At 67.7% G+C, this 26,754-nt stretch carries 29 protein-coding genes; 15 read left to right on the top strand and 14 right to left on the bottom strand.

Features of this window, described 5'->3' with window-relative positions; genetic code table 11:
- From QCD75_RS08820 to QCD75_RS08810, 3 genes are all read right to left on the bottom strand, one after another.
- Positions 1-1,022: SPFH domain-containing protein (locus tag QCD75_RS08820; RefSeq protein ID WP_301227701.1), on the bottom strand; the 1,022-nt coding region annotated here is incomplete at its 3' end.
- 96 nt (positions 1,023-1,118) lie between these two features.
- Complete coding sequence (locus QCD75_RS08815; RefSeq protein ID WP_301227699.1) at positions 1,119-1,580, bottom strand: NfeD family protein; 462 nt, start codon at positions 1,578-1,580, stop codon at positions 1,119-1,121.
- Between the two features lie 142 nt (positions 1,581-1,722).
- Positions 1,723-2,601 carry a methyltransferase domain-containing protein gene (locus QCD75_RS08810; protein WP_301227697.1) on the bottom strand — a complete coding sequence of 293 codons (879 nt, stop codon included), beginning with the start codon at positions 2,599-2,601 and terminating at the stop codon, positions 1,723-1,725.
- A 112-nt stretch (positions 2,602-2,713) separates the two neighbouring features.
- On the opposite strand from QCD75_RS08810, the gene QCD75_RS08805 reads away from it, so the two are divergent.
- Positions 2,714-4,795, top strand: a complete 2,082-nt coding sequence (locus QCD75_RS08805; RefSeq protein ID WP_301227695.1) for a S9 family peptidase — start codon at positions 2,714-2,716, stop codon at positions 4,793-4,795.
- 6 nt (positions 4,796-4,801) lie between these two features.
- Here QCD75_RS08805 and QCD75_RS08800 read toward each other — a convergent pair whose 3' ends face one another.
- A complete protein-coding gene (locus QCD75_RS08800; RefSeq protein WP_301227693.1) occupies positions 4,802-5,464 on the bottom strand; it encodes a peptide deformylase in 663 nt (220 codons plus the stop codon).
- A 9-nt stretch (positions 5,465-5,473) separates the two neighbouring features.
- Positions 5,474-6,445: a hypothetical protein gene (locus QCD75_RS08795; protein ID WP_301227691.1), complete on the bottom strand. Its 972-nt coding sequence runs from the start codon at positions 6,443-6,445 to the stop codon at positions 5,474-5,476.
- Positions 6,446-6,514: 69 nt separating this feature from the next.
- On the opposite strand from QCD75_RS08795, the gene QCD75_RS08790 reads away from it, so the two are divergent.
- Positions 6,515-6,919 (top strand): nuclear transport factor 2 family protein, encoded by a 405-nt coding sequence (locus QCD75_RS08790; RefSeq protein ID WP_301227690.1) that lies wholly within the window; start codon positions 6,515-6,517, stop codon positions 6,917-6,919.
- A gap of 40 nt (positions 6,920-6,959) precedes the next feature.
- Here QCD75_RS08790 and QCD75_RS08785 read toward each other — a convergent pair whose 3' ends face one another.
- The 4 genes from QCD75_RS08785 to QCD75_RS08770 all read right to left on the bottom strand — a co-directional run bounded on the left by QCD75_RS08785 (position 6,960) and on the right by QCD75_RS08770 (position 10,611).
- Complete coding sequence (locus tag QCD75_RS08785; RefSeq protein ID WP_301227688.1) at positions 6,960-8,096, bottom strand: FAD-dependent oxidoreductase; 1,137 nt, start codon at positions 8,094-8,096, stop codon at positions 6,960-6,962.
- Positions 8,089-8,748 (bottom strand): class I SAM-dependent methyltransferase, encoded by a 660-nt coding sequence (locus QCD75_RS08780; protein WP_441005455.1) that lies wholly within the window; start codon positions 8,746-8,748, stop codon positions 8,089-8,091. Before QCD75_RS08780 ends, QCD75_RS08785 begins: the two co-directional genes overlap by 8 nt.
- 52 nt (positions 8,749-8,800) lie before the next feature.
- Positions 8,801-10,018: a type III polyketide synthase gene (locus tag QCD75_RS08775; protein WP_301227684.1), complete on the bottom strand. Its 1,218-nt coding sequence runs from the start codon at positions 10,016-10,018 to the stop codon at positions 8,801-8,803.
- A 356-nt stretch (positions 10,019-10,374) separates the two neighbouring features.
- A complete protein-coding gene (locus QCD75_RS08770) occupies positions 10,375-10,611 on the bottom strand; it encodes a hypothetical protein (RefSeq protein WP_301227682.1) in 237 nt (78 codons plus the stop codon).
- Positions 10,612-11,031: 420 nt separating this feature from the next.
- Here QCD75_RS08770 and QCD75_RS08765 point away from each other — a divergent pair, with 420 nt between their 5' ends.
- From QCD75_RS08765 to QCD75_RS08755, 3 genes are read left to right on the top strand one after another with little or no spacing between them, the layout of a single operon-like run.
- Positions 11,032-11,595 carry a universal stress protein gene (locus QCD75_RS08765; protein WP_301227680.1) on the top strand — a complete coding sequence of 188 codons (564 nt, stop codon included), beginning with the start codon at positions 11,032-11,034 and terminating at the stop codon, positions 11,593-11,595.
- Entirely contained in the window at positions 11,595-12,221 is a 627-nt protein-coding gene (locus QCD75_RS08760; RefSeq protein WP_301227678.1) for a fluoride efflux transporter FluC, read from the top strand. The genes QCD75_RS08765 and QCD75_RS08760 overlap by 1 nt, the downstream gene beginning before the upstream one ends.
- A complete protein-coding gene (locus QCD75_RS08755) occupies positions 12,218-12,595 on the top strand; it encodes a fluoride efflux transporter FluC (protein WP_301227676.1) in 378 nt (125 codons plus the stop codon). The genes QCD75_RS08760 and QCD75_RS08755 overlap by 4 nt, the downstream gene beginning before the upstream one ends.
- Before the next feature lie 73 nt (positions 12,596-12,668).
- Here QCD75_RS08755 and QCD75_RS08750 read toward each other — a convergent pair whose 3' ends face one another.
- The 3 genes from QCD75_RS08750 to QCD75_RS08740 form a co-directional block, all read right to left on the bottom strand.
- Positions 12,669-13,433, bottom strand: coding sequence for a sulfite exporter TauE/SafE family protein (locus QCD75_RS08750; protein ID WP_301227674.1), 765 nt, complete (start codon positions 13,431-13,433; stop codon positions 12,669-12,671).
- The gene (locus QCD75_RS08745; RefSeq protein ID WP_301227672.1) at positions 13,430-14,035 is read right to left on the bottom strand and encodes a rhodanese-like domain-containing protein; all 606 of its coding nucleotides are present in this window, start codon (positions 14,033-14,035) and stop codon (positions 13,430-13,432) included. Before QCD75_RS08745 ends, QCD75_RS08750 begins: the two co-directional genes overlap by 4 nt.
- A gap of 179 nt (positions 14,036-14,214) precedes the next feature.
- Entirely contained in the window at positions 14,215-14,517 is a 303-nt protein-coding gene (locus QCD75_RS08740) for a rhodanese-like domain-containing protein (protein ID WP_301227670.1), read from the bottom strand.
- 152 nt (positions 14,518-14,669) lie between these two features.
- On the opposite strand from QCD75_RS08740, the gene trxA reads away from it, so the two are divergent.
- The 6 genes from trxA (at position 14,670) to QCD75_RS08710 (ending at position 20,643) form a co-directional block, all read left to right on the top strand.
- Complete coding sequence (gene trxA / locus QCD75_RS08735) at positions 14,670-15,035, top strand: thioredoxin (protein ID WP_301227668.1); 366 nt, start codon at positions 14,670-14,672, stop codon at positions 15,033-15,035.
- Between the two features lie 70 nt (positions 15,036-15,105).
- Entirely contained in the window at positions 15,106-15,606 is a 501-nt protein-coding gene (locus QCD75_RS08730; RefSeq protein ID WP_301227666.1) for an OsmC family protein, read from the top strand.
- A 395-nt stretch (positions 15,607-16,001) separates the two neighbouring features.
- Entirely contained in the window at positions 16,002-18,515 is a 2,514-nt protein-coding gene (locus tag QCD75_RS08725; RefSeq protein WP_301227664.1) for a molybdopterin oxidoreductase family protein, read from the top strand.
- Positions 18,512-19,003: a hypothetical protein gene (locus tag QCD75_RS08720; RefSeq protein WP_301227663.1), complete on the top strand. Its 492-nt coding sequence runs from the start codon at positions 18,512-18,514 to the stop codon at positions 19,001-19,003. Before QCD75_RS08725 ends, QCD75_RS08720 begins: the two co-directional genes overlap by 4 nt.
- 195 nt (positions 19,004-19,198) lie before the next feature.
- Positions 19,199-19,456, top strand: a complete 258-nt coding sequence (locus QCD75_RS08715) for a hypothetical protein (protein ID WP_301227662.1) — start codon at positions 19,199-19,201, stop codon at positions 19,454-19,456.
- A gap of 53 nt (positions 19,457-19,509) precedes the next feature.
- Entirely contained in the window at positions 19,510-20,643 is a 1,134-nt protein-coding gene (locus QCD75_RS08710) for a phytase (RefSeq protein ID WP_301227660.1), read from the top strand.
- 40 nt (positions 20,644-20,683) lie between these two features.
- On the opposite strand, the gene QCD75_RS08705 is transcribed toward QCD75_RS08710, so the two are convergent.
- Positions 20,684-22,864, bottom strand: a complete 2,181-nt coding sequence (locus QCD75_RS08705) for an elongation factor G-like protein EF-G2 (RefSeq protein WP_301227658.1) — start codon at positions 22,862-22,864, stop codon at positions 20,684-20,686.
- A gap of 187 nt (positions 22,865-23,051) precedes the next feature.
- Here QCD75_RS08705 and QCD75_RS08700 point away from each other — a divergent pair, with 187 nt between their 5' ends.
- Together QCD75_RS08700 and QCD75_RS08695 are read left to right on the top strand one after the other, a co-directional pair.
- Entirely contained in the window at positions 23,052-23,489 is a 438-nt protein-coding gene (locus QCD75_RS08700) for a DUF3054 domain-containing protein (protein ID WP_301227656.1), read from the top strand.
- A gap of 99 nt (positions 23,490-23,588) precedes the next feature.
- Positions 23,589-23,870 (top strand): Lrp/AsnC family transcriptional regulator, encoded by a 282-nt coding sequence (locus QCD75_RS08695; protein WP_024368097.1) that lies wholly within the window; start codon positions 23,589-23,591, stop codon positions 23,868-23,870.
- Between the two features lie 93 nt (positions 23,871-23,963).
- Here the strand turns inward: QCD75_RS08695 and trpD are convergent, their stop codons facing one another.
- On the bottom strand, positions 23,964-25,022 hold the full coding sequence (trpD, locus tag QCD75_RS08690; RefSeq protein WP_301227652.1) for an anthranilate phosphoribosyltransferase: 1,059 nt from the start codon (positions 25,020-25,022) through the stop codon (positions 23,964-23,966).
- Between the two features lie 112 nt (positions 25,023-25,134).
- Between trpD and ctaE the strand changes: the two genes are divergently transcribed.
- Both ctaE and qcrC read left to right on the top strand, forming a co-directional pair.
- Complete coding sequence (ctaE, locus tag QCD75_RS08685; protein WP_441005454.1) at positions 25,135-25,809, top strand: aa3-type cytochrome oxidase subunit III; 675 nt, start codon at positions 25,135-25,137, stop codon at positions 25,807-25,809.
- Between the two features lie 86 nt (positions 25,810-25,895).
- Positions 25,896-26,681 carry a cytochrome bc1 complex diheme cytochrome c subunit gene (gene qcrC / locus QCD75_RS08680; protein ID WP_301227648.1) on the top strand — a complete coding sequence of 262 codons (786 nt, stop codon included), beginning with the start codon at positions 25,896-25,898 and terminating at the stop codon, positions 26,679-26,681.
- Positions 26,682-26,754 lie beyond the last annotated feature (73 nt).

Genomic DNA, 26,754 nt, shown 5'->3' with positions numbered 1-26,754 from the left:
GTTGCCGCGGGAGCGGTGGCGGGTGTTGCCGCGGGAGCGGTGGCGGGTGTTGCCGCGGGAGCGGTGGCGGGTGTTGCCGGGCGGGTGGCAGCGGGTTCCGCCGCAGCGTCGGATCCGGGGCCGAACAGCCCGTCGTTGAACTGGCCGTCCTTGCTGCCGCCGAGTGCGTTGCCGATGCCCTTGAGGGCTTCGCCGACTTCACTGGGGATGATCCAGAGCTTGTTGGCGGATCCTTCGGCGATCTTCGGAAGGGTCTGCAGGTACTGGTAGGCCAGGAGCTTCTGGTCCGGGTTGCCCTTGTGGATCGCGTCGAACACCTTCTGGATGGCCTGCGCCTCACCGTCGGCCCGGAGGATCGCCGCCTTCGCGTCACCCTCGGCCTTCAGGATCGAGGACTGCCGCTGGCCTTCGGCGGTCAGGATGGCGGACTGCTTGGTGCCTTCCGCGGTCAGGATGGCGGCGCGGCGGTCGCGTTCTGCCCGCATCTGCTTCTCCATCGAGTCCTGGATGGAGTGGGGCGGATCAATGGCCTTGAGCTCCACCCGGGAGACCCGGATGCCCCAGCGGCCGGTCGCTTCGTCCAGCACGCCGCGCAGCTGCCCGTTGATCTGGTCACGGGAGGTCAGGGCCTCTTCGAGGTTCAGTCCGCCGACGACGTTGCGGAGCGTGGTGGTGGTGAGCTGTTCCACCGCCTGGATGTAGTTGGCGATCTCGTACGTGGCCGCCCGCGCATCGGTGACCTGGAAGTAGACGACCGTGTCGATCGAGACAACGAGGTTGTCCTCGGTGATCACCGGCTGCGGCGGGAAGGAGACCACCTGTTCGCGCAGGTCAAGCAGCGGCAGCAGCCGGTCCACGAACGGGATCAGGATCGTGAGGCCGGGGTTCAGCGTCCGCTGGTACTTGCCCAGCCGTTCGACGACGCCGGCACGGGCCTGCGGGACAATCCGCACCGACCGGACCAGCACGATTATTACGAACGCAACGAGAACCAGCAGCACGATTGCGACTGCGATATCCATACATCACCTATTCCCCAGATTGGTCTTGCTATGGTGCGCGGCGGTGTCCCGCCGCGTGCCCGGCACCGGTGGCGGCCGCCGGAATTCTTGCGCATGCTACTGGATGGCGGTTTCCGGCTGCGGGGCAACGACGGCGGTGGCGCCGTCGATCGCGCTGACGATCGCCCGCTGGCCCGGCGCCAGAACGCCGGTCTCGGAACGGGCGCTCCAGACGTCCCCGCCGATCTTGACCAGGCCGCCGCTCGCGCTGACCGGCTCCATCACGAGGGCGGATTCGCCGATCAGCCGTTCAACGTTGCTCCGGCGGTCCGCCGGGCCCTTGTGGAGGTGCTTGAGCGCAACCGGCCGGACGAAGCCGATCATCAGGAGGGAAACCACGCAGAAGGCCACAATCTGCAGGCCCAGGTTCGCGCCGGCGAAGGCTGCCACCAGACCGGCCAGGGCCCCGCCGCCGAGCATGATGAAGAACAGGTCGAGGGTGAGCATCTCCACCACAGCGAACACCAGGAAGACCGTGAGCCACAGGGCCCACCAGTTTTCGGGCAGCCATTCAAACATCGTTTCCCCCTTCGCACCGGGGGCTGCGGGCGCAGACCCTCAGTAACTGTGATTCCATCCTAAGCCGAAGGGCAAGGCCTGCCGAGGACCATGGAGGGCCTCCTGCGAAAGTGGCCAAGTCGTTACCTGGCGTGCCGCGGGACTAGCGGCGCGGCTCGAAAACACTGATCCGGAAACGGGCCGACACAGAGGTCAGCGGCGGCAGCGCGGCAGCGAGGGACGCCAGCGCTCCGCGGTCCAGGTGATGTCCGGCCGGACCCATGAGGGCCAGCCTGGCGACGTCGTCCGGGGCCAGCAGGAGCGGCACGTCCAGGTTGTCGGCGGACAGCGACGAAAAATGTCCCTCGAGCGACGCCGCGAGCCGCTCGTCCTTTGCCGGGTCGATCCCGAGCATCCCGGCGCGCCCCGCGATCTCCCCGAGATGTCCCGGCCGGGGGGTCACCACGATGAGCCGGCCGCCGGGACGAAGCACCCGGGCGAACTCGCCCGCGTTGCGCGGGGCGAAAACCACGGTGACGACGTCGGCCGCGCCGTCAGCGACCGGCAGCGGCTGCCAGACGTCGCAGACGAGGTTCACGGCCTCCGGGTTCAACCTGGCGGCGCGGCGGAGCGCGAACTTCGAAATGTCCAGGCCGACGGCCGCGGTGGGCGTCCGGTCCACAGCCATCCGGTCCAGCAGGGCCCGGAGGTAGTGGCCGGTGCCGGTACCGGCGTCCAGCACCGTCCCGGGATTCTGCGCCGTACCGCCGGAAAGCACCGGGGCGGCCACTTCCGCCACGGCGCCGGCGAGTGGACGGTAGTGGCCGGCGGAGAGGAAGTCGAAGCGGGCCGCGACCATGTCAGCGGTGTCCGCCTCGAACACTGTGCCTTTGCCCACCAGGAAATTGAAGTACCCCTGTTTCGCCGCGTCGAAGCTGTGGTTGGCCGGGCAGACCAGGGTGCGGGCGGCGCCGCCGCTGAATCCGAGGCGGTTCCGGCAGACCGGGCACAGCAGCAGGGCGGCAGCGGAGACGGGGGGCATAGTCTCCATCCTAGGCGCGCACCCGGCACGGCATGGGCGCGCTGCCGCGGCGTCCGGCGCGCCGGGGTGAGCTGTTTCACAGCCGGGGGAAACTGGGGCTAGGCTCGCACAGGTGAAATCAGAACACCTCCCGCTGATCAATTCCGTTTCCGCCCCCGCCGTGCATCCGGACGGCTCCCGTGCCGTGGTGTCCGTGCTCCGGCCCGACTTCGACGCCGACGCCTACGTCGGCCAGCTGTGGACCGTCCCGCTGGACCCGGACCAGCCTCCACGCCGCCTGACCCGCGGATTCCGCGACACGGCGCCGGATTTCTCCCCGGACGGACAGGTGCTGGCGTTCCTGCGCGCCGCTGCCGGCGGCAAACCCCAGCTCCACATCGTGGAGGCCGGTGGCGGGGAGCCGCAGCCCGTCACCGACGCGCCTCTTGGGGTGTCGGCATTCGCATGGTCGCCTGACTCGCGGCGCGTCGTCTACAGTGCCCGGACGCCGGAGGACGGCCGCTACGGCAGTACCCCGGGGGTCTCGGCCGGATCCGAGGATGCGCGGCTGATCACCGACTACCAGTACCGGATGAACGGCGTCGGCTATACCGCGGATAAGCCGGTGCAGCTTTTCCTCCTCGAGCTGCCCGCACTTGGAGCCGAACCCAGGGTGGCGCCGGCCGGCCGTGCCGTGAAGGACCGCGCCGCGGCTGTTCCCGGCAGCAACCCGCCCGGCCTGTTGCCCGCGGCGCGGCAGCTGACTTCCGCTGCCACTGACCATAACGGCGCCAGCTTCGGCACCGACGGCAGCAGCATATACTTCACCGCAGCCCTGCATGAGGGCAGCGACCCCGATCTCGCCAGCGGCATCTACCGCATCACGGTGGGGGAAGGCACTGCGGAGGAAGGCACCGCGGGGGAAGGCACCGGGGGACCGGAGCCGGAACCCGTCGCCCCGGCCAACACCGGCCGCCAGACCGTCCACGCCGTCCGGCAGTCGCAGGACGGGCAGTGGCTGTTTTTCCTCGCCCAGGACCTGGGCGGGTCGGGACAGGACTTCGTGGCACGCAACACCGCGCTTTACGTGCTGCCGGCCGGCGGCGGCGACGCCGTGCGGATGAGCGACGCCGAGACGACGGACCTCGGCTGCAACGGCCGGATCGAACTGGTCGGGCCTGACTCGGCGCTGCTGCTGAACAACACACGGGGAACGGTTGAGCTGCTCGAATTCCAGGCCGCCGGGAACCACCGGCGTCTGGTCCAGGGCGGTCGGGTGGTCACCGGTGCCGCGGCCGGCGGCGGATCGGTCGTGGTCAGCTTCGCCGACGCGGCGACCGCGGGGGATGTTGCGGTGCTCGACGGCGGGCATCCCCGCGTCCTGACCGATTTTTCCGCCCCACTGCGCGCGGACGCCGGAATCATCGAACCGCTCGAGCTCACGGTCCCGTCCGGCGACGGCTACCCCGTCCACGGCTGGCTCGTGAAGCCGCCGGGCCAGGGCCCCCATCCGGTCCTGCTGAACATCCACGGCGGCCCGTTCGCCCAGTTCACCGGGGCGCTTTTCGATGAGGCCCAGGTCTATGCCGCGGCAGGCTATGCGGTCCTGATGTGCAACCCGCGCGGTTCCGCCGGCTATGGCCAGGCCCACGGCCGGGCCATCAAGGAGAAGATGGGCACCCTGGACATGGAGGATGTCCTGGCCTTCCTCGACGGCGCGCTCGGCAAGTTCGCGGAGCTCGACGCCGGGTCGCTCGGCATCATGGGAGGTTCCTACGGCGGCTACCTGACTGCCTGGACCATCAGCCATGACCACCGCTTCAGGGCCGCCATCGTGGAACGCGGATTCCTGGATCCCGTGAGTTTCATCGGGTCCTCCGACATTGGCTGGTTCTTCGGCGGGGAGTACACCGGGCGTTCCGCCGACCTAATGGCGGCGCAGAGCCCGATGGCGCGGGTGGACCAGGTGCGCACCCCGGCGCTGGTCATCCACAGCGAGGAGGATCTCCGGTGCCCGGTGGAACAGGGCCAGCGGTATTTCACGGCGCTCAAACAGCTCGGGGTGGAGTCCGCGTTCCTGGTCTTCCCGGGGGAGAACCATGAGCTGTCACGCTCCGGCACGCCCCACCACCGCAAGCAACGCTTCGACCGGATCCTGCAGTGGTGGGCCCGGTACCTTCCGACAACGGCGAACCCGGCCACCGCGGCCGGTTAAGTTACTTCAGGCGTCCGGCAGGAACCCGAGTTCCTGCCGGGCGAGGCTGATACCGGGCTGCGACCAGCGCGCAGCGTATTCGGCATTGGTGCTGATGGACCGTAGCTCGGCGCGGTCCAGGTAGAGGATGCCGTGCAGATGGTCGGTTTCGTGCTGGACGATCCGCGCCTGCCAGCCGCTGAACTGCCGCTGCTGCCGGCCTCCGTCCACGGCGGTGAAGTCGAGCCGGACCGACTCGGGGCGGGAGACGGCGGCCTGCACTCCGTTCAGTGAGAGGCATCCCTCGTAGAACGCCGCGGTGGCCCCAGGTAGTGGCTGGTAGGACGGATTCAGCATGGCGAAAAACGGCAGCGGCTCCCGTCCGCGGACGGCGGCGACCTCCGGATCGACCTCAAACTGGTCCTCGAGCACCGCGAGCTGCAGCGGGATTCCCAGCTGGGGGGCCGCCAGGCCGACACCGGGCGCCTTGTGCATAACACTGCGCATCAGGTCGATCAGCTGGCCAAGCTCGGCGTCGCTCAGCTGGCCGTCAAAGGGCGCGGCGAGCTGCCGGAGCACCGGATGTCCGGCCTGGACGATGGAGGGGAGCACCCCGGCGGCCAGGATGTGCTGGACGGTTTCATGGATGCGGGCGGCGCTGAAGTCAGTGGGCCTGGCGTCTGGTGACATGGCAACAGACTACTGGCGTCCGCAAGCTGCCGTAATGAATTCGTGAATGCGTCCACGCAGCAGCGCTCCGGCGTCGACCTTCAGGATGCCGTCCCGGCCGCCCACCGACACCCTGAGCGGCAGCAGCGTCCCCACCTTGTCCTCCGCTACGGCGTGCGGATCGCAGCGTGCGGGCCGGATCCCCAACCGGAGCTGCTGGCTTGTGCCGCCCGTGCTGACCGAAACGGATCGGGGCCACGGGGCGGACGGGTCCTCTTCGAGCAGGGTGGTCTGATCGATCCAATTGATCGTCAGGGATCCCGTTGAGCCGGGATTCACGGCGCCGGGAGTGCTTCGCGGCGTGATCGTTAGTTTCAGCACCGCGCCCTGCCCGCCGGCAGCCACCTCGAGTTCCGGTTCCAGCCGGATTCCGGCGACCGCAGAGGCCGCCTGGCTGAGGCACATTTCCGCGTTGTTGCGGCTGAGCACCCCGTAGGGATCAGTGGGCCGCACAGCCGCCGTGGACTCGGTCCCCGGACCGTCGGCAAGCCGCAGGACCAGCGCGGGCCCCTCGCCCACGGGTTCCGTCTGGAGTCCGCATTCCGGGGCGCGCAGTTGCGCCGGCAGCATCTTGGTCTGCCCCGGCGGGAGTTCGATCCCGCCGGGTGCCGCCTGCCACTCGATGGTGCCGGCGAAGAGCGGGCTGGCCAGGCCCGCGCCGCGGACCGTCACCGGGGCGGGGGTGGTATTGGTCAACTGGATGGCGATGATTTGGTTGCTGTAGTTGTCGCGGAGCTGGTTGATCTCTGCGGTGACCGGGACGGCCGCAGGAGCTGCCGGCGGCGTCGCCAAGGCTGGCGCCGAGGGTGTGCCGGTGCCGGAAGTAGCCGCGCCGCAGGAAACCGTCAGGGCGAGGCCGACCACGGCGGCAGCGAGACCGCACACCGTGAAGATTCGCGTTCCGCCGGCCGGGCGCCGGAATGGCGGTGAAGAGCAGCCCATGGGGACAGTGTATTCCCGGCGGCAGCACGGATGCCCGGGCTGGCGGGCGCCGTCGGCTAGTCTCGTTCCATGACCTCACTGGCCCCCTTGGACACCGTCCTGGCCCTGCTGCGCACTCTCGAGGCCGGCGGCGGAGCGGAGGACATCTCGCCCTTCCTGGCCGAGGACTACACCCTGCACGAGGCGCCCCATCTGCTGGCACCGGCCGGAGCAATCCGGAACCGCGGGCAGGTCCTGGCGGGTGCGGCTGCAGCCCATGACATCATCTCGGGGCAGCGTTTCGAAGTGCGGCGCACGACGTGTGAAGGCACCCGTGTGGTGGTGGAAGCCGAGTGGACTGCCACGCTGCTGATGGACCTCCCGCACTGGGACGCCGGCGAGGCCATCCGCGCCAGGATCGCGGCCGTTTTTGAGGTCCGGGACGGCAGAATTGTCAGCCAGGACAGCTACGACTGCTACTTCACGTCCGCCTGAGCGACCCCGGACGGCAGGGCCCGCAGCCCCGGCCGGGCACTCACTGCATGGTGAAGCGGCGGGCCACGAATCCGTTGACGGCGGGCATGGCCGCGGCCGCGGCGATGGCCCGGTTCCGCACTGACAACGGCACCACCGGCAGCGGCCGCCCCAGCGACATGTTGATTTCGGACTGGCGGGCCGCCCGGGCTGCTGCCGCCATGCGGCTGACCTCGAAATTCCGGAGGTCCGCCCCCACGTCCGCGCCGCGCAGCGAGGCTAAAATCACCGGCGCCAGGGCGACGGCGTCGAGCCAGCCCAGGTTCATGCCCTGGCCACCGATCGGGCTGATCTCATGGGCGGCATCGCCGATCAGCGCCGTCCGGCCGTGCACCATCCTGCGTGCCAGCCGAGCGCGTACGCCGAAGCTGCTCAGCATGCTGTTGCTCGCGGGGTCGACGTCGATCCCGGTGCGTTCCCCGATCCGTTTCACCAGCCAGCGGGCGTTCCCGCCGCTCCCGGGGTCCGCGAGGCGCACCACCCAGCGGCGCAGCCCTCCTGGCAACGGAAAGGACTCCACGATTCCCGCAGATTCCAGGAACAGAGCCGCGTCCGGACCGAACCCGGTGCTGTCGGCGAAGTCTCCCATCAGGTAGCTGTCCGGGTAATTCTTCGCCCGCACTGCGGTACCCAGCTGGGCGCGGACGGTCGACCTGACGCCGTCGGCGGCCACCACAAGGGCCGCCGAGTGCCGGACGGCGGCGCCACCGGTGCTCGCCTCCGCCGTGACACGGCCGCCGCCGTCGTGATGCAGCCGGGTGACCCGGACACCGCGGTGCAGGGCCCCCGCGTCGAGTTGGCGGACGCGTTCCTCGAGCACCGCCTCCGTCCGGGACTGCGGCAGGGCGAGGACGAACGGGAAGCGGTTGGAGACGCCGGCAAAGGACATCTCGGCGAGCCGGGCGCCCCCGCCCAGGGCGATGCCGCGCCGGATCGGGACCCCTTCGGCCACGAGGTTCTCTGCGACGCCGATGCCCTGGAGCGCGTCCAGCGACGGGGGGTGGATGCCGATCGCGCGGGAGTGCGGCTCGGGGCCGGTCCGCTGCTCGAGGATCCGGACGCTGACGCCGTGTTGGAGCAGCAGGGCGCCCATGAACAGTCCCACCGGTCCGCCGCCGATCACCAGGACATCAGCCACGGCCGCTGCCCTTGTCGAGGATCAGCAGGTTGCGGAACGGGGCTTGGCAGCGGATGGTCCAGCCCGGGGGAGCGGCGGCCCGGAGTTCGGCCGTGGTGTAGCTGCGGCGGATCGAGGTGAGGCCGTCCGGCCTGATGTAGGAGCCGGTGAAGGGCCACGAGGAGGCGAAGAAGAGACCGTAGGCGGCGGGGCTGCGCCGGAGGTCGTTGTGGATGACCCGGCCGTGGCAGAGGGCGGCGGATTCGGCCAGGAACGCGGGAAGTTCATCCTCCGCCAGATGGTGCAGTACGTGGTTGGACACCACCAGGTCGAAGCTCAGGCCTTCGCTGGCCAGCTCCGCTGCCATGGCCTGACGGAACGAAACGCCCTCGGCCTGGTGCCGTGCCGCGGCGAAGCGGCTGGCGCGCGGATCCGGATCGATGGCCGTGATTTCCAGGCGGAGGCCGTCGCGGGCGGCCCAGCGGGCGATCATGACCGGCACATCGCCGCCCCCGCAGCCGATGTCCAGCAAGGTGGCCGGGGTGCTGTGGCTCAGTAGTGGCCTGAGCCGGCGCAAATAGATGCCGCGCCAGCCGGAGACGGCCCGGTTGACCAGCGCGAATTGTGCATAGGTGCGGTCAAGCCGGACCGGATCGCAGCCGGGCAGGTCCATCTCCTCGACGGCGTGCGCCGCGCGTTCCCGCAGTAGGTCCACCCTCTGGTTCTCAGGCCAGGGCCGATTCCGGCTGGGCGGACCGGGTGGCCGCGTCCCCGGACAGTGCAGTCGTCCCGAGGCCGCGGCTGCTGCTGATTTTGGTGAACAGCGCCGTTTCCACGGTCAGCCCGGGCCCGAATGCCATGGAGCAGATCCGTTCGCCGCCGTCGTCGGCCCCGTCTGCCGGTGGCAGGTCAAGGATGTGGCGGAGCACGAAGAGCACGGTGGCACTGCTCATGTTGCCGTAGTTGCGCAGGGTCTCGCGGGCCGGCACCAACTGCTCGTCGCTGAGGTCCAGCCTGGACTGGACCTTGTCGAGGATGCTGCGGCCTCCCGGGTGGATGGCCCAGTGCAGGATATCGCGGTAGGGGAGTCCCTGCAGGGAGGTTTCCCGGGAGAGGAGTGGCTCCAGGGCGCCGATGATATGGTCATCGATGATGTGCGGGACATAGTTGCCCAGGACCATCTCGAAGCCTTCGTCGCCGATATTCCAGGCCATGGATTCCTCGCCGACCGGAGTGAGGACCGTCTCGAAGTGGTCCAGCCGCAGCAGTGCAGGATTGGCCGGGAACTCACGCGCGGTCACGATGGCCGCTGCCGCGCCGTCGGCGAATAGCGCAGATCCCATGATGGTATCCGGATCGTTCGAGGTCCGGACGTGCAGCGAGCAGAGCTCGGCGCAGACCACCAGCACCACGGCGTCCGGGTCCGCCTCGCAGAACGACTTGGCGGCCCGGAGAGCCGGGAACGCCGCATAGCAGCCCATGAATCCAAGGTGGTAGCGCTGCACCGCCGGATTCAGGCCGAGGGCCCGGACGATTTTGTAGTCCGGTCCGGGATTGAAGAAGCCCGTGCAGGACACCGTGACGAGGTGAGTTATGTCAAGTAAAGTGATTTCCGGGCAGGCCTCCAGGGCTTTCTGCGCTGCCTCGATGAAGAGTTTGGTGGCCTCGGTGGCGAAGAGGTCGTTGCGCACCTTCGTGCTGGGGCTGAGCAGCAGGCCTGTGTTGGCGTCGAAAAACACCGGATTCTCGGCCCGGTGGTCGTTGGTCATTTCCTCAACGGCCGTGTGGCGGGTATCGATGGCCGCGGAATCAAAGCAGGTCCCGACCAGCCGGGTGCCGAGCCTGCTAAGCCCCGGCTGGGCCGCGAAAACGTCCCGGGCCTCGGTTTGGATCAAAACAGTTGGCGGGACAGCAGTTTCCAGGGACCTCAGGTAGACCGTCATGGTTCATTCTCGGTGCGGGCGGTCCAGAAGACAATGGACCACGCCGGGAACCGGATGGGAACCGGACTGCGGGCCGCTAGGCTGCCGTTGCGTGGAACGGGTGCAATCGAGCCCTCTCCGCACCCTCTGCAATAACGCCGATAATCAACATTATGTAAAGTGGAGTTTTGCGTACCTCATCAGTGAATCCCCCGGCGCCCCGCCCGCCGTCGCTCCAAGGCTAGGCATCCGAAGCGCTGGCGCCGCGGTATTCCTTCGTATAACCGATCCAGACTGGCTGGACCAAGATCGGTAAGAACCCCAGAACGTCGGGCGCGGATCGTCGCACCCGCCCTTTTTTGTTGGGCCCGGAAACTTCAGGACAAGCCCTCGAGCGCCATGGAGTAGATGGCGTAGAAAAATGCCGCGCCGGTGACCGTCAAAGCGATGGCCCCTGTGATCCTTCCTTGCTTCCCAGTGATGGAGAGGATCCCCAGGAAGGCCGCGTACAGGGTCAGAGGAATGGTAAAGAACACGAAGAGGCCGCCCGAGGCCAGCCCTGGCGGGCCACTTCCTGCTGCAATGGAAACGAGGGTCGTTACGACGGCGTTCACAAGGACCAGGATCAGGGCAAGCAAACCGACCGTGAACGACCGCGCCGGCCAGGGGGTTCTGCAAGGACCTGGGGCTTCTCCCCCGGCCTGCGTCGTCCCTCGCTGCGCCTTCACAATCCATCTGCTCCCGACCGGCAAAGGCGGAGATGTTAGGTTGCCGTTCCGCCGCGCTGCCCGACGGGTCCGACGGGTTTAGCCTTGTTGTAAGAGACGACTGATTCGACCGGGGCCGGGCTCGGGAAGGAATCCGCACCGCCTCCACGACCCGGGTCCTGCGCGGCAGGCTTCGGGCCGGCGCAAACGCGCGGGGCCGGGGCTCCAGATGATACGTTCGTGGCGGATCCCACCGCGCGCCCTGGCTGCCGACAACTGGGATCCGGGGCGCCGGCACGACGCCGACACCCAGCGACAGGAGCGCCCATGAACGAGCCAGCCGACAAGACCCGGACCGGCACCGGCACCGGCACCGGGGCGATCCCAAATGTCCCGCGCCGAATCACCGGGCCGGTGCTGATGGGTGCCGTCCCCGGCCAGCCGCTGGCGGTCATGCACCGGGCCGCGGAACTGGCCCACAGCCTGAACGTCAAACTGATCTGCGCGTATGTGGATGTCACCACCTACCTCGCTGAAGAGCCGGACGGCCGGGCCGGAGCACTGCCGATTGATCCGGACGGGATCGACGACGACATCGAAGGGATCAGCGCAGGCATCAAAGAACGCCTGCAGGATGCCCTGGACGGAAGCGGGGTCCACTGGTCCTTCGTGACACTCGCCGGGGATCCGGCCCGGGCCCTCGGACAGCTGGCAGAGTCCGCCGACGCTTCCGTGATTGTGGTGGGCACCCGCGAACGCGGACTCGGAGCCCGGCTGGAGGAAATGCTCGTCGGCTCCGTGGCGGTCCACCTTACCCACCGCCAGCACCGGCCGGTCCTGGTCGTCCCGCTCGCCCCGCACCGCAAACAACATCGGCAGGAGGGCAGCTGATGGAACCGCCCTCCCCCGAGTCCACAGCCACCGCCCGTCCTTCCGAGACCCGTCCTTCCGAAAAGTCCGGCACGGCAGGCGCCGGAAGGCCGCCCGCCGACGCTGATGCGGCGCCGACCGGCAGTGCCGAAACGGATGCGGGCACCCTGGGCGAGGCCCGTGCCCATCGCCCAGTGCACCTGCACCCCGGCTTCGTGCTGGTCGTGATCACCGGAGGGGTGTTTGGCGCCCTGGCCCGGTATGGTCTCAGCATCGTCCTGCCGTCCCCGGGAGGCTGGCCGCTGCCGACCCTGATCATCAACCTGGCCGGGGCATTCCTCCTCGGCGTTCTGCTGGAGGCACTGGTCCGGCGCGGTCCGGACGCCGGACGGCTGAGAGCGATCCGCCTGCTCGCCGGCACCGGCTTTATGGGGGCCTTCACCACTTACAGCACCCTGGCTCTGGAAACGAATACCCTGCTCGGGGCAGGACGCCCTGCCGACGCCCTGGTCTATCTCGGCGCCACGCTGCTCGGCGGCGCCGTTGCAACAGTGGCCGGTATCCGGGTCGCCGTCGGGCATCACCGCGGGAACGCCAGACGCCGGGAAGCGGCCGTCCGCTCCGGGAGTGCGGAGGGCAGCCGGTGAGCGTCCTGACCATAGTTTTGCTCGGCATCGCCGGCGGCCTCGGCGCCGGAACCCGCTTTGTCGTCGACGGTCTGGTCCGTTCCAGAGTCCGCACGGCACTGCCCATCGGAACCATCGCCATCAACGTCACCGGCTCCTTCCTGCTTGGCTTGGTCGCCGGGGCCGTGATTGTCCACGCGGCACCCGTCGAGCTGCAGGCCATCGCCGGCACCGGCTTCCTGGGCGGTTACACGACCTTCAGTACCTCCAGCTTCGAGACCGTTCGGCTCATCCAGTCCCGCCGCACCGGGCTGGCGCTCCTGAACGGAATCGGCACCGCCGTCGCCGCCGTGGGCGCCGCAGCCGCAGGCCTGGCCCTGGCAACCCTGCTGTAGGTGCAGCCCGCGTCCCGCCGGTCCGCGGCGCCCGTCCGGCCCCGGTGTTTTCCTCATCCCCTCACGGGCGCCGTCAGGACAGGAGTGCCTGCACTGCGACGTAGGCGGCGATGACGAGGACGAGGATGCCGAAGCCGCGTTTGAGTGTCTTGTCCGGGATGCGGGTGCCGATCCGCCCGGCCGCGAGGGAGGTGGCCATCGCGGCCCCGGCGAAGGCTGCGGTGACGGCCCAGTCGATCTGCAGGTCGCCCAGGTGGGCGGCGAAGCCGGCGGCGGAGTTGATGACGATGATCACCAGGGAGGTCCCGACGGTCACCGCCATAGGGAGCCCCAGGACCAGGGTCAGTGCGGGGACGATCAGGAAGCCGCCGCCGACGCCGAGCAGGCCGGTGAGGAACCCGACCACGGCGCCGGTGGCGATCGCCTTGGGCAGGCAGCTGCGCCAGTTGACCCCGCCGCCGGGCAGCGCGCAGGAGCCGCCGGCGGAGGTGGAGGGCAGCAGCATCCGGATGCCGGCGAAGACCATGATCGCGGCGAAGGCCAGGAGCAGGATCTTCGGGTCCAGGAGCCGGTTGACCATCGCGCCGAGGTAGGCGGTGGCGGTTCCTGCGGCGCCGATGATCAGCGCGAGCCGCCAGTTCACCCCGGCACGCAGCCGGGGCAGCACCGCGACGGCGGAGGACGCGCCGACGACGACCAGCGACGTCGGGATGGCCGCGGCCAGCGGCAGCCCCACGCCGTAGACCAGGGCGGGGACGGCGAGGATGGATCCGCCGCCTCCGACCAGGCCCAGCAGGCCGCCGACGATCAGCCCGAACGCCGCCGCGGTGAGGATCATGCCCGGGCGTCCAGGTTCTGCAGGGCCTGGTGCGCGGTGGGCTCGTTCGCGGAGCGGTTCCACGGCATCTTGGAGAGGACCTGGCCCATGGCGCAGCTGTTGGTGGCGGCGGAGAACGTCAGCCCGGCGCCGATGCCCCCGGCGACCAGTCCCAGCTTCGGTGAGAGAAATTTCGCGGCGACGATGCTGGCGAGGACCAGGGAGCCTGCGGTCATCCGGACCTGGCGCTCCAGGGCCCAGGGTCCGCGGCCGCGGACCACGGTGCCGCCGGCGGCGGCGTAGGCGGGGACTCCCCCGGTCAGGACGCTGGCACTGGCCAGGCCCACGGAGTCCAGGTGTTTGCGGGCCTGCTCGGCACGGTTGCCGGACTGGCAGACCAGGACCACGCGGGTGCCCATTTTTGCCGCGAATTCCTCGGTGTGCTCACTGAGCATGGGAAGGGGCACATGGTAGGAACCCTTGATGTGCAGGGAATCGAATTCCGCGCCGCCGCGCACGTCGATGATCATCAGATCATCGTGGTTGTCTTCCCAGGCCTTCAGGGTCGAGGCATCGATGGACTGCGGGGCGGATTCAACGGGGGTGGTCGTCAAGGAAGTCATAATCTCTTTCGGTATATCCTGGAACATTTTCGGTATATCTTGGAGCATTTCTGCTGGCGGCCCCGCGTTTGCGGGGAGCCGGCGTCCACTGCCCGGGTCCCCGTGTCAGGGACCGGGTCCGGGCAGGTGGAAGCCCGGGCGGCAACTGGGGGGCATGCCGCCCGGGAACTCTGGTGGGCTCAGCTGACGGGGAAGCCCGCAGCCGTCCAATCAAGCATTCCGCCGGGCACGGTGTAGGCGGTGAAGCCTGCGGCCGTGAGCTGGTCCGCGGCCGCAGCGCTGCGCCGTCCGCTGCGGCAAATGGCGATGACGGGCCGGGCCTTGTCCAGGTCATCGAGGCGCCCGGCCAGTTCGCCCAGGGCAATGTGCCTCGCGCCGGGGATCATGCCCTCGGCAACTTCCGCTGTTTCGCGGACATCGACGATCTGGGCATCGCTGCCGCTCTTGAGCTGCTCCGCGAGCTGCTGCGGGGTGATTTCCATGTACTGGACCTTTCGGTAGGACGGGGCAGATGTTCTGGAAGAAAGTACTAACGGACCCCTTCCATCATGATACCCCAGGGGGTATTAATGCAAACTGGCGCGGAGCCGACCGCCCTGTTGCTCCAATACCCCTAGGGGTATATTGTTTCACTATGGCAACCATCGACATTTCCGAAAAGACTTTCAACGACACCATCACCGGCAATGACATCGTCCTGGTGGACTTCTGGGCAGCCTGGTGCGGGCCCTGCCGGATGTTCGCCCCCACCTTCAGCAAAGCCTCCGAGAACCACACGGACGTCGTCTTCGCGAAGGTGGACACCGAGGCTGAACCCGGCCTCTCCGCTGCCGCCCGCATCAGCTCCATCCCCACCCTGATGGCCTTCCGGGAAGGGATCCTGGTCTTCTCCCAGCCGGGGGCGATGAACGCAACCGGACTGGAACAGCTCATCACGGGCATCAAAGAGCTGGACATGGAAGAGGTCCGGGCGAAAATGGCAGCCACCCCGGCCTCCTAAGAAGTCACCCGGACCCCAGCTCCAGCCCGGGGCCCCCGGGGCACGCCCCACCGACGGATCGAGAAACACCTTGAGCAGCGAACCAGTCATCACAGCCGCAGGCAGTGCCACGGCCGCCGGAGGCCCCGCGTCCGGGGGAAGCCAGCCGGTCCGGGTCGCGCACCTGGGCGGTGACCGCTTCGACATCAACATCCGCGGCCACCTCATCCGCACCGACCAGCCGGCCGGCGACGGCGGGGAGGACACCGGCCCCACCCCCACGGAACTGTTCATCGCAAGCCTCGCCGGCTGCGTCGCATTCTACGCCCGCCGCTACCTGGAACGGCACGCCCTGCCCACCCAGGGCCTGGCCGTGGAGGCCGATTTCCGCATGGGCTCACGCCCCGCCCGCATCGCCCGCATCGAGGTGCACCTCACCATCCCCGACGGCGTGCCCGCCGAACGCCGCGAAGCCCTGCTCGCCGTCGCCTCCCACTGCACCGTGCACAACTCACTGACAACACCCCCCGAAATCTCGGTCGCCTTCGCCGGCGACTCCGGACAGCCGGGCAATCCGGGCAATCCGGGGTAACGCCTGGATGATGGAGCCGGCATTCGCCGAGTGGGCGCCGCACGCTGACCGACAAGGGCTCCGCATCTGACTTTCGCAGGTCGGTCCGGCATATCCGCTGCCTCTGCTGGCCACTCATTTTCTTCCTCCGCGGGAGAGCCTTCCCCGGCAGGTACTCCCCCGCCGGAATCCGCCTGGCCGACGCGGCCGGCACGGAGCGCCGCCAATTTTTCGCGATACGGAAGGGTCCGCCTCTAGGGCCCAAGCTGCTCATCCGACCCAACTTCCGCACCCGCTTCCTATGGACTATTGGTAAGCATGCTGATATTTCTAGTGCTGTCAGGCCCGGCACGAAGCGCCATCAGCGTCCACTCCCCCGGGGCGCCAAACCCGCCGGCGGGTGCTTAGTAAGGAGGATGACCGTGGTTGACCGGATCGCCGATATTTGGGGCACCAGGACCCCGTATCCGAAGGACGGGCTGTGGCCGGTCCGGGTGGACCAAGCCCTGCAGGAGGGCGTCACCGAGGCCGACGTCGACCGCTGGGTGCAGTCCGCCTGTGTGCTGTGCAGCAACGGCTGCGCGTGCGACATCGCGGTGAAGGATGGAGCCATGGTCGGCATCCGCGGCCGGGCCGGCGATCTGGTCAATCACGGCCGGATGGGGCCCAAGGGCCTCTTCGCCAGCTGGCAGGGCGTGTCCAGCGGGGAACGGCTCCAGCGACCGCTAATCCGGGAGCACGGCCGGCTCGTCGAATGCGACTGGGACACCGCCATGGACCGGATCACGGAACGGAGCCGGCAGCTGCTGCACGACCGCGGGCCGCTCAGCCACGGCTTCTATACCAGCGGCCAGCTCTTCCTCGAGGAGTACTACGCCCTGGCTGTCATCGGGAAGGCCGGGATCGGCACGCCGCATATGGACGGGAACACCCGTCTCTGCACCGCGACGGCAGCGGCGGCACTAAAGGAATCATTCGGAGCTGACGGGCAGCCCGGCGACTACACCGACATCGACAGCTGCGACGCGATCTTCCTTTACGGACACAACATGGCCGAAACCCAGACTGTGCTGTGGTCACGGGTGCTGGACCGCATCGCCGGACCGGACCGGCCCAGACTCGTCTGTGTCGATCCGCGCGATACGGAGGTCGCCCGCTACGCGGACGTCCACCTGGCCGTCCGGCCAGGGACCAACCTCGCCCTGATGAATGCCCTGGTCCGCGAGATCCTGGCGAACGGCTGGCTCGACGAGGCGTACGTCCGGGACCATACACTCGGGCTGGATGAACTCAGGGCGACGGTCGAGCCGTGGACGGCGGAAGCTGCCGCGGCGATCTGCGACGTCCCCGCCGCCGACATCAGGGAAGCGGCCCGGATCTTCGGCACCTCCGGACGGGTGCTCTCCACGGTACTGCAGGGCTTCTACCAGTCCGCCCAGGCCACCGCATCGTCCTGCCAGGTGAACAACCTGCACCTGCTGCGCGGGCTGCTGGGGCGGCCCGGCTGCGGAATTCTGCAGATGAACGGCCAGCCGACCGCCCAGAACAACCGCGAATGCGGCGCCGACGGCGACCTTCCGGGCTTCCGCAACTGGGAAAATCCGGAACACATCGACGAGCTCGCAAGGCTCTGGAACGTGGACCCCCTGACCATCCCACACTGGTCGCCGCCCACCCATGCAATGCAGATCTTCCGCTACGCCGAACAGGGTTCCATCGAATTCCTGTGGATTTCGGCAACCAACCCGGCTGTTTCGATGCCCGATCTCCCCCGCATCCGGAACATCCTGGCCACGCCTGGCCTTTTCCTGGTGGTTCAGGACCTTTACCTCACCGAGACGGCGCTAGCCGCCGACGTCGTGCTGCCGGCAGCGGGGTGGGGTGAAAAGACCGGGACCTTCACGAACGTCAACCGGACCGTCCACCTCTCTGACAAAGCGGTCGAACCGCCCGGGGAGGCGCGCAGTGACCTGGAGATCTTCCTCGATTACGCGCGCAGGATGGAGTTCACCACACTGGAGGGCGGACCCCTGCTGTCCTGGGCCGGTCCTGAGGACGGCTTTGAGGCGTGGAAAGAATGCTCCCGCGGCCGTCCGTGCGACTACACCGGCGTCAGCTATGAGCGGCTCCGCGGCGGGAGCGGCATTCCGTGGCCCTGCAACGACGAGAACCCGGATGGCAGGGTGAGGCTCTACGGGGACGGGGTGTTCCCCACTGACCCGGAGTACTGCGAGAGCTACGGTCACGATCTGCTGACCGGGGCCACGGTGGGACCGGAGGCTTTCCGCGCCCGCGCCCCGAGCGGGCGCGCCATCCTGAAGGCCGCGGACTACCATCCCCCGCACGAGGAGCCCGACCGCGAATACCCGCTGCGGTACACCACCGGCCGCACGGCCTACCACTTCCACACCCGGACCAAGACCGGGAGATCACGCCCGCTGACGCGCGCCGCACCCAGCGCCTGGGTCGAGCTCTCCCCGCACGACGCCGGGCGGCTGGGGATCGGGGAAGGCGACCTTGTCCGGGTGACGTCGCGGCGCGGCCGGATCGAGGTCCCGGCCCGCATCAGTGATATCCGAAGCGGCACCATTTTCGCACCGTTCCACTACGGCTACTGGGACCGGGACGGCTCACCCGGCGAACAACCGACGGCCGCCAACGAACTGACCATCACGGAATGGGACCCGGTTTCCAAGCAGCCCGTCTTCAAGAATGCCGCCGTGAAAGTGGAAAAGATCGGCGACGCCACCGGTCCCGCCCCGGCGCCCAGCACCACTGCGTCCCGGCCGTCGGCCGCAGCAGCAGGGCCGCGGTCCGTACAGCCCACAGCCGGCGGGAGGCAAGGTCAAGCCACGGAATGGGTCGGCGCGGCCCCGCCGCCCCGCTTCCCCGAAGCCATCGGCCGCAGCGGACAGGACGGCAGGCCATGAGCCTGAACATATATCTCGGCATGCTCCATCAGGCCGAACAAACCCTGGCTGAATCATTCCGCCAGGTGGCGGAGGGCCACGCAGCCGAACCCGACGTCCACCATCTGTGCCACGCGCTGGCACAGCAGTGCGACGAGCACAGCCGCGTGCTGCTCCCCGTTGTTCAGCGGTACGGCGAGGACCGTTCCGACGGCGAACCCGAACGGCTCCACGCGGAAGGCCTTTCCACCACACGCCAGGGCCCGGTGGGGCTCCTGCGGGACCTGCAGGATCTCTACCTCCTGGCGAGCTTCGTCGACGTCACCTGGACCATGGTCAAACAAGCCGGCTCGGCCCTGCGCGACCGCGGACTGCTCGACGTCGTCACCCGGTGTGACGGCGAAACCGCCACTCAGTTGCGCTGGCTTCAGACCCGGATGAAACAGGCAGCCCCGCAGGCGCTGGTCGCAGCCTGCGCCTCGCCGGCAGCGGACCGGGCTGCCCCCTAGACAGCCCTGATGCCCGGCATTAGGTTGGGCCTCCTGACCGGATGAATCGCGCGGGCCTTGAGCACCGTGCCGGGCAGGCGCAAGAATGGTCAAGAGCTTTTGGCGCACTTCCGGCACCGGTATCTGCATCCTTGAAGGCCGTCGCCGGGCCGGTCCGGGATTCCTGGCTTCCGGTCATCCCCAATTGGAGGAACAGTGAGCAATCCGATCTTAGAGAACCTGTGGGACGAGCTGGATTCCACGACCCAGGAATGGCTGCGCGCCAATCCTGGCAGTGTCATCCTTCCACGCAGTTTGACCGAGGCGCTCGTTCGGGCGAGCGGCCCGGACGGCAGCCTGGGAGAAGTGGACCGAAAGGGCCAGCTCACCCTCGCCCCCCAGGATCAGGCCTTCATCAAATCAGTGGCCGCTGCTGCGCCGGTCGGCCATCCGGTGGCCCCGGGGACGCCTTGACCGTGCGGAGGCGGGCGTCCGGTCTCCGGCCCACCTCCCTCCGGTCATCGGCGATGTTGCTCGCGGTGGCTGCACTGGCCGTCCCGGCCCTGGTCGGTTGCGGATCCACGCGCCCTTCCTCCACGACGCCGCCCTCCCCACCCGCCTCCACTGCTCCACAGACGCCGGTCACAACCGCAGCCCCCGCGCCCGCGCAACCCGCCACACCCGCGCTGACTGTTCCGAGTGCTTTGCCCGCTCTTGAGACGGAGGAATTTTCGGGTTCGGGCGACATCTCAGATGACTCTGCGATTTGGGTTGATCCGGCCGCCCCCGCCAACAGCGTTGTCATAGCTGACGACAAGGCGAACTCGGGCGGGGGCATCGGTGTCTTCGATATGAACGGCAAACTCCTCCAGTTCAGACCGGACGGAAAGATCGGCAACGTGGACCTGAGGTCGGGTTTCCCGCTGTCCGGGAAATCCACGGTCCTGGTCGGTGCCAACAACAGGTCAGACAACACGCTGGCATTGTGGACACTGGATACAACCACCAGAACCCTGTCACCAGTGGCGGCACGCAGCATCGCCACCTTCGCCCCCAACTACGGCTTCTGCAGTTACCACAGCAAGGGGAGCGGAAAGTTCTACGCTTTCGTGACGCCCAACGGGCCCGGGTCGGTACAACAATTCGAACTCTCCGACAACGGAGCCGGAAAAGTGGACGCCACCCTCGTGCGAACACTGCCGATAGACAGCATCAGCGAAAGCTGCGTCGCTGACGATGAGCTTGGACACCTGTACCTCGGCCAGGAGGACGTCGGTATCTGGAAATACGGCGCCGAACCTGACGCCGGCGCCGACCGGAGTTCAGTGGATACGGTGGGGGCGGGCCATCTGGAAGCCGACATCGAGGGGATGAGCATCGCCTACGGCGCAGACGGTGCCGGTTACCTCTTCGTATCCAGCCAGGGCAACTCCACCATCGCCATCTACGACCGGTCCGGCAACAACACTTTCCGCAAAAGCTTCTCCGTGGGGGCCGGCGGGGCAGTCGATGCCGCGACAGGCACGGACGGGCTGGACGTGACCACCAACAACGCCGGCCCGGGGTTCGAGCAGGGCCTTCTGGTGGTCCACGACGAGTCCAACTCCGGCGGCAACGCATCCAACCTGAAGTACGTCCCCCTCAGCTCCGTCCTCAAATAGGACGCCCCGGGAAGTGCGGCCACGCGCCCCGGACTTGCCGTCAGCCCTTCGCAGCGGCGCGGGCGGCGGCCGCCGGCACGGGCTCATGACGAAGGTATCGCCTGACGAACCGGCCACTGCCCGAGGTCAGTGCGCGCAGCTCGATCGCATAGCGCAGGAGTTCCTGGTCGGGCACTTCTGCAGTGATTTCGGTCAGGTCTCCCCCGGCCGACGTCGTTCCGGTCAGTCGCGCCCGGCGCGAGGAGAGGTCGCTCATCACCGCACCCACGTGCTCGTCGGAAACACTGATTGTCACGGCCGAGACAGGCTCCAGCAGTTGGATGCGCCCGGCTGCTGCGGCCTCCCGCAAAGCCAGTGCCCCGGCAGCCTGAAAGGCGGCGTCCGAAGAGTCCACGCTGTGTGCCTTGCCACCAAACAGGGTCACCCGGATATCCACCACCGGGAAGCCGGCGGAGACGCCCTTCTGCATCTGTGCCCGCACACCCTTCTCCACCGAGGTGATGAAGGGCCCCGGGATGACTCCGCCGACGGTCTTGTCGACAAATTCGAATCCGCTGCCACGCGCCAGCGGTTCAACCTCGATGTCGCAGACGGCGTATTGGCCGTGGCCTCCTGATTGTTTGACATGCCGGCCGTGGCCCGCCGCGGGCGCCGCGAACGTCTCCCGCAGCGGCGTGACCACATCGACCGTCTGCAGCTTGACGCCCTGCTCGCGCAGCCTGCCGAGGACAACGTCCGCGTGGGCCTCACCCATGCACCAGAGGATCAGTTGATGGGTTTCGGCGTTCCGTTCCACGCGGAGCGCCGGGTCCCCGGCCGCAACCTTTCCCAGGCTCCGGGCCAGCACATCCTCGTCGCCGTGCGAGGCAGCCTCGATCGCGACAGGCAACAGCGGATCCGGCATCTCCCACGGCTGGATCAGCAGCGGCAGCTCCCTGGCCGACACCGTGTCCCCGGTCTCGGCGGGCCCGAGCTTGGTGAGGGCGCAGATGTCGCCAGCCACGCTGTACGGCACCGGCCGTAAGCCGGCGCCCAGCGGGGAAAACAGGTGGGTGACCCGCTCGTCACTGTCGTGGTCGGCATGTCCCCGGTCCGCCAGGCCGCGGCCGGCCACATGGACGGACGAGTCCTCCCGCAAAGTGCCGGAGAAGAGGCGGACGAGGCAGACCCGGCCCAGAAACGGGTCGATCGTAGTGCGCACCACCTCGCCAAGCAGCGGCCCCGCCGGGTCGCAGTCAGGGATCGTGGCGGGGGTTCCGTCGAGGTGGGAGACCGCTGGCCGCCGGCCCTTGTTTGGCGGCGGGAAGGCCCGTGTCAGCGTTTCCAGGAGTTCCGCCATCCCAACCCCGGTCTCGGCTGAGGTCGCAATCACCGGGTGGAAGGATCCCCTGGCGACTGCCGTCTCCAAATCGCTGACCAGGACCTCAAAGGGGATTTCCTCTCCGTCCAGATACCGCTCCATCAGCGTTTCATCCTCGCTCTCAGCGATGATGCCTTCGATCAGCGCACCCCGTGCGGCCTCCGAGGAGGCGCGTTCGACGTCGTTGGCGTCCCGATACGCGGGCTGTGCGCCATCCGTAAGTTGCTCGGAAACGGTGCCCGAGAGAAGCCCCAGCAATCCGCCGCCCCCGGCCACGAACCCGACCGGCAGGTAGAGCGGCAGGACGGTGTCGCCGAAAGCCCGCTGGCACCTCGCCAGGGCGGCATCGAAGTCCGCCCGGGGGTGGTCCAGCCGGCTGAACGCCACCGCACGGGGCACCCCGACGCGCTGGCACTCAGCCCAGAGGGCCGTCGTGGCAGCATCGATATCGTCAACCGCAGAGACGACGAACAGCGCCGCATCGGCCGCGCGCAGCCCGGCGCGCAGTTCGCCGACGAAGTCCGGGTAGCCCGGCGTATCGAACAGATTCACCTTGATGCCGCCGGCCAGCACGGGCACCACCGAGAGAGCGACGGAGCGCTGCTGGTGGACCGCGGCCGGCTCCGAGTCACTGACGGTGGTGCCGTCGGCGATCGAGCCCATCCTCGAAATTGCGCCGGTTGCGGCCAGCAGCGCCTCGGCCAGCATTGTCTTTCCCGCTCCGGAATGACCAACCAGTGCCACGTTCCGGATCTGGTCCGGCTGTTCGGGCGGCAGTGCTTCGGCGGCGTCGGCCCGCCGGAGTTCAGCCGCTCCCCGGGCGGCGGTCTTCGCCGGAACCTTGGCATCTTTCGCAGGCATGTGGACCTCCCGGTAGGCATCCGCCGGTCTGCATAACCCGCCGGCCTCAGGCGGGCGTGCGGCCGTCTATTTGGATTTGACACCCTGCGACGAACTGACGGCAAGATGCAACGCCCAAACTCCGCCTCACGCTCCCGGCAGGTCGGGCACGACCGCCCCCGCTCCCTGCGCGGCTAGGCTTGGAGGTATGCCTTCTTCAACGCCACTTCCCCGCCCCGTATCAACCGGATCTGCGGAAACGACGGCGGCCAGGCGGACCACCGTGTTCGCCCTCTGCGCCGACGCCGCCCTGATTCTGGTTTTTGCCGCCATAGGCCGCGACGCCCATCAGCGCGGGGACGTAATCACCGGCGTTCTTGCCACTGCCTGGCCGTTCCTCGCCGGCGCGGCACTGTCTTGGCTGGTGCTGCGGCTGTGGCGCTCACCCCTGTCCCTCTGGCCCGCCGGAGTCAGTGTCTGGCTCGGCGCGGTCACCGGTGGCATGCTCCTGCGGGCGGTCACCGGACAGACCGTGGTTCTGCCGTTCGTCATCGTGGCCCTGCTCAGCCTGGGACTCTTCCTGCTCGGATATCGTCTTCTGGCCGCGGTTCTCCGGCGGCGCAAGTCACGCCGCCGCGGGGCTTGATGGACTAGGCTTGCAGGGACATGGCCAAGGCCCCCTGGAGTACCACCAGGGCGGCTCTGCTTGGCCGGCAACGGCGCAACAGATCCGGAAAGGTCACACGTGGTCACCGCATTCGTCCTGATTAAGACAGACGCTTCCCGCATCCCGGAGACCGCGGAAGAAATCTCCGCCATTCAGGGCATCAGCGAGGTCTACTCCGTGACCGGCGAGTGGGACCTCATTGCGATCGCACGGGTCCCCAAGCATGAAGATCTCGCGGACGTCATCGCGGACAAGCTTTCCAAGGTACCCGGCGTTGTCCACACCACCACGCAGATTGCTTTCCGCGCATATTCCCAGCACGACCTGGACGCGGCCTTCGCCCTCGGCTTCGAACAGTAGCGTTCAGCCGCAGGGTTCAGGAATAGGGATCAGCCGTCGGTCTCAGGGCTCAGCGGGCGGCCCGGCTGTGGCAGCGTCACGCTGCCGCGGCATTCAGCTGCGCGAAAGCGCGACCCAGCGGTCGAGCACGGCCGCGGCCGACCCCGACTCGATGGACTCTTCCGCACGCTTGAACGCGGCGGCCATCCGTTCACGCAACGGGCCGACCGCATCCAGGTCAAACGCAACGAGTCCGGCCGCCGCGTTCAGCAGGGCGGCATCGCGGGCGGAACCCCGTCCGCCGGCCAGTACGGACCGGACGACGGCGGCGTTGGCCGCAGCGTCCCCGCCGCGCAGCTCTTCCAGGGTGGCCCGGCGGATGCCCAGATCGCCCGGGTCGAACATTTCCTCGTTCACCGCGCCGTTCCGGATTTCCCACACGCGGGACGGACCCGTCGTCGTCAGTTCATCAAGTCCGTCTTCCCCTCGGAACACCAGCCCGCGGCTGCCGCGTTTGGCCAGCACCCCGGCCACGAGCGGAGCCATCCGCTCATTGGCGACACCCACCGCCGAGGCCTGCACGTGCGCCGGGTTGATCATCGGACCCAGGAAGTTGAAGGCCGTCGGTACGCCCAGTTCACGGCGGGCGACAGCGGCGTGGCGCATCGAGGGATGGAACACCTGCGCGAAGCAGAACGTGATGCCCGCCTCTTCCGCGTTGAGGGCCACACGCGGCACGGGCAGGTCCAGCCGGACCCCCAGGGCCTCGAGAACGTCCGCGGAACCGGAGGTGGAGGAAGCTGCGCGGTTGCCGTGCTTCACCACCTTGGCGCCGGCGCCGGCGGCGATCAGCGCGGCCATGGTGGAAATGTTGACCGTGTTCTGCTGGTCGCCGCCGGTTCCGACGATGTCCAGTTTCTGGCCTGCTATCTCAATGGGGCTCGCGTTTTCGATCATTGCCGCGACGAGTCCGACAAGTTCGTCCACGGTCTCGCCTTTGGACCGCAGTGCCACGAGGAAACCGGCAACCTGGACGGGCGTGGCCTCACCAGACATGATCGAGTTCATCGCCCACTCCGTATTGCCGGTGGTGAGATCCGTACCGTTAATGAGTGCGTTGATGAGCCGCGGCCAGGTGTTGCCTGCCGCCTGTGCAGATGCCTGAGAAGTCACCTTCTGATGCTATCGAGGTGCGCAGTGCAATGACCAATGTGAACGGGGCCGGGAACTTTTCCGCGCGAATTCGCGTCTTTGTAGAAAAAGTCCCCCAAAAACGCGGTTTGCGTTGGGCACCGGCGAGTTTTATAGACATAATGTCTATGTGACATCTGCGACCCATGCCCCCAGTACCCCGGCGCACCCGACGCTGAATCGCCCGAACATGGTTTCTGTTGGAACCGTAGTCTGGCTGTCCAGTGAGTTGATGTTCTTCGCCGGTCTCTTTGCCATGTACTTCACACTCCGTTCGACTTCCGGACAGATGTGGGCCGAAGAGACAGCCAAGCTCAACTTTCCCTTTGCGCTCGTAAACACGATCGTCCTCGTGGCAAGTTCCTTTACTTGCCAGATGGGCGTCTTCGCTGCTGAGCGGCTTCAGCCGCGTCGAAGCGGCGGCCGCCTCAGCTTCACCCGCTGGGGAATGAACGAATGGTTCACCCTGACTTTCATCATGGGTTCCTTCTTCGTGGCCGGCCAGGCGACTGAGTACACCATGCTCGTTTCCGAGCATGTCTCGCTCTCCTCCAACGCCTATGGTTCGGCGTTCTACATCACCACCGGCTTCCACGGCCTGCACGTTATAGGTGGTCTGGTTGCCTTCCTCCTCATCATGGGCCGATCCTTCGCAGCAAAGAAGTTCGGCCACTTTGAAGCAACTTCAGCGATTGTCACCTCGTACTACTGGCACTTCGTCGACGTCGTCTGGATCGGCCTCTTCCTGGTCATCTACGTCCTCAAGTAGCAAGACTTGACTCTTTTTCTACAAGAGGCAGAATTTCAAGAAGCGGCTCCCGGAGCCAACGCAGGATCGAAAAAAGGAACCACCACGTGAAGGCACTCTCGCAGAAGCGACGTCACCCTCTGGCAGCAATTGCGCTGCTGCTGATGGGCCTCCTGGTCACTGGTGGGCTGTACGCCGTTGCCAGCACCGTCAACCAGGCCAAAGCCACCACCAGCACCAACGCAAATGACGCAGAGGAAGGCGGCAAACTCTTTGCTGCCAACTGCGCCACCTGCCACGGCATGGGCGCCAGCGGCTCCCAGTCCGGCCCCTCCCTGGTTGGCGTCGGCGCCGCTGCCGTTGACTTCCAGGTCGGCACCGGCCGCATGCCGATGCAGATGAACGGCCCGCAGGCCTACAAGAAGCCGGCACAGTTCAACGAGGAGCAGACGCGCCAGCTCGCAGCCTACGTTGCTTCGCTCGGCCCCGGCCCGTCCATCCCCGAGGCAGGTCTTCTCGACGAGAAGGGCGACGCCGCTGCCGGTGGCGAGCTGTTCCGCACGAACTGCGCCATGTGCCACAACGCTGCCGCTGCCGGCGGTGCGCTGACCCGGGGTAAATTTGCTCCGGCGCTGGCGGGCGTGTCCGGCCAGCACATCTATGAAGCGATGGTTACCGGACCGCAGAACATGCCGGTCTTCAGCGACGCCAACATTTCCCCCGAGGGCAAGCGCGACATCATCACTTTCCTGAAGCAGATCGAAGCCAACGGTTCACCCGGCGGCGCGGATCTGGGCTCCCTGGGCCCGGTCTCCGAAGGTCTGTTCATCTGGATCGCCGGCTTGGGCGTCATCATTGCCTTCACCATCTGGCTTACGTCCCGGACGTCCTAAGCCCACCTGCTGCACCTGTAAAAGTTTTCTGCTGACCCGTCAGCAGTCTGAATTGAAAGCTAACTCGGCACTC

This window comes from Arthrobacter sp. PsM3 (assembly GCF_030433895.1).
Lineage (GTDB): Bacteria > Actinomycetota > Actinomycetes > Actinomycetales > Micrococcaceae > Arthrobacter.
This window is presented reverse-complemented; position numbering and strand designations above follow the sequence as displayed.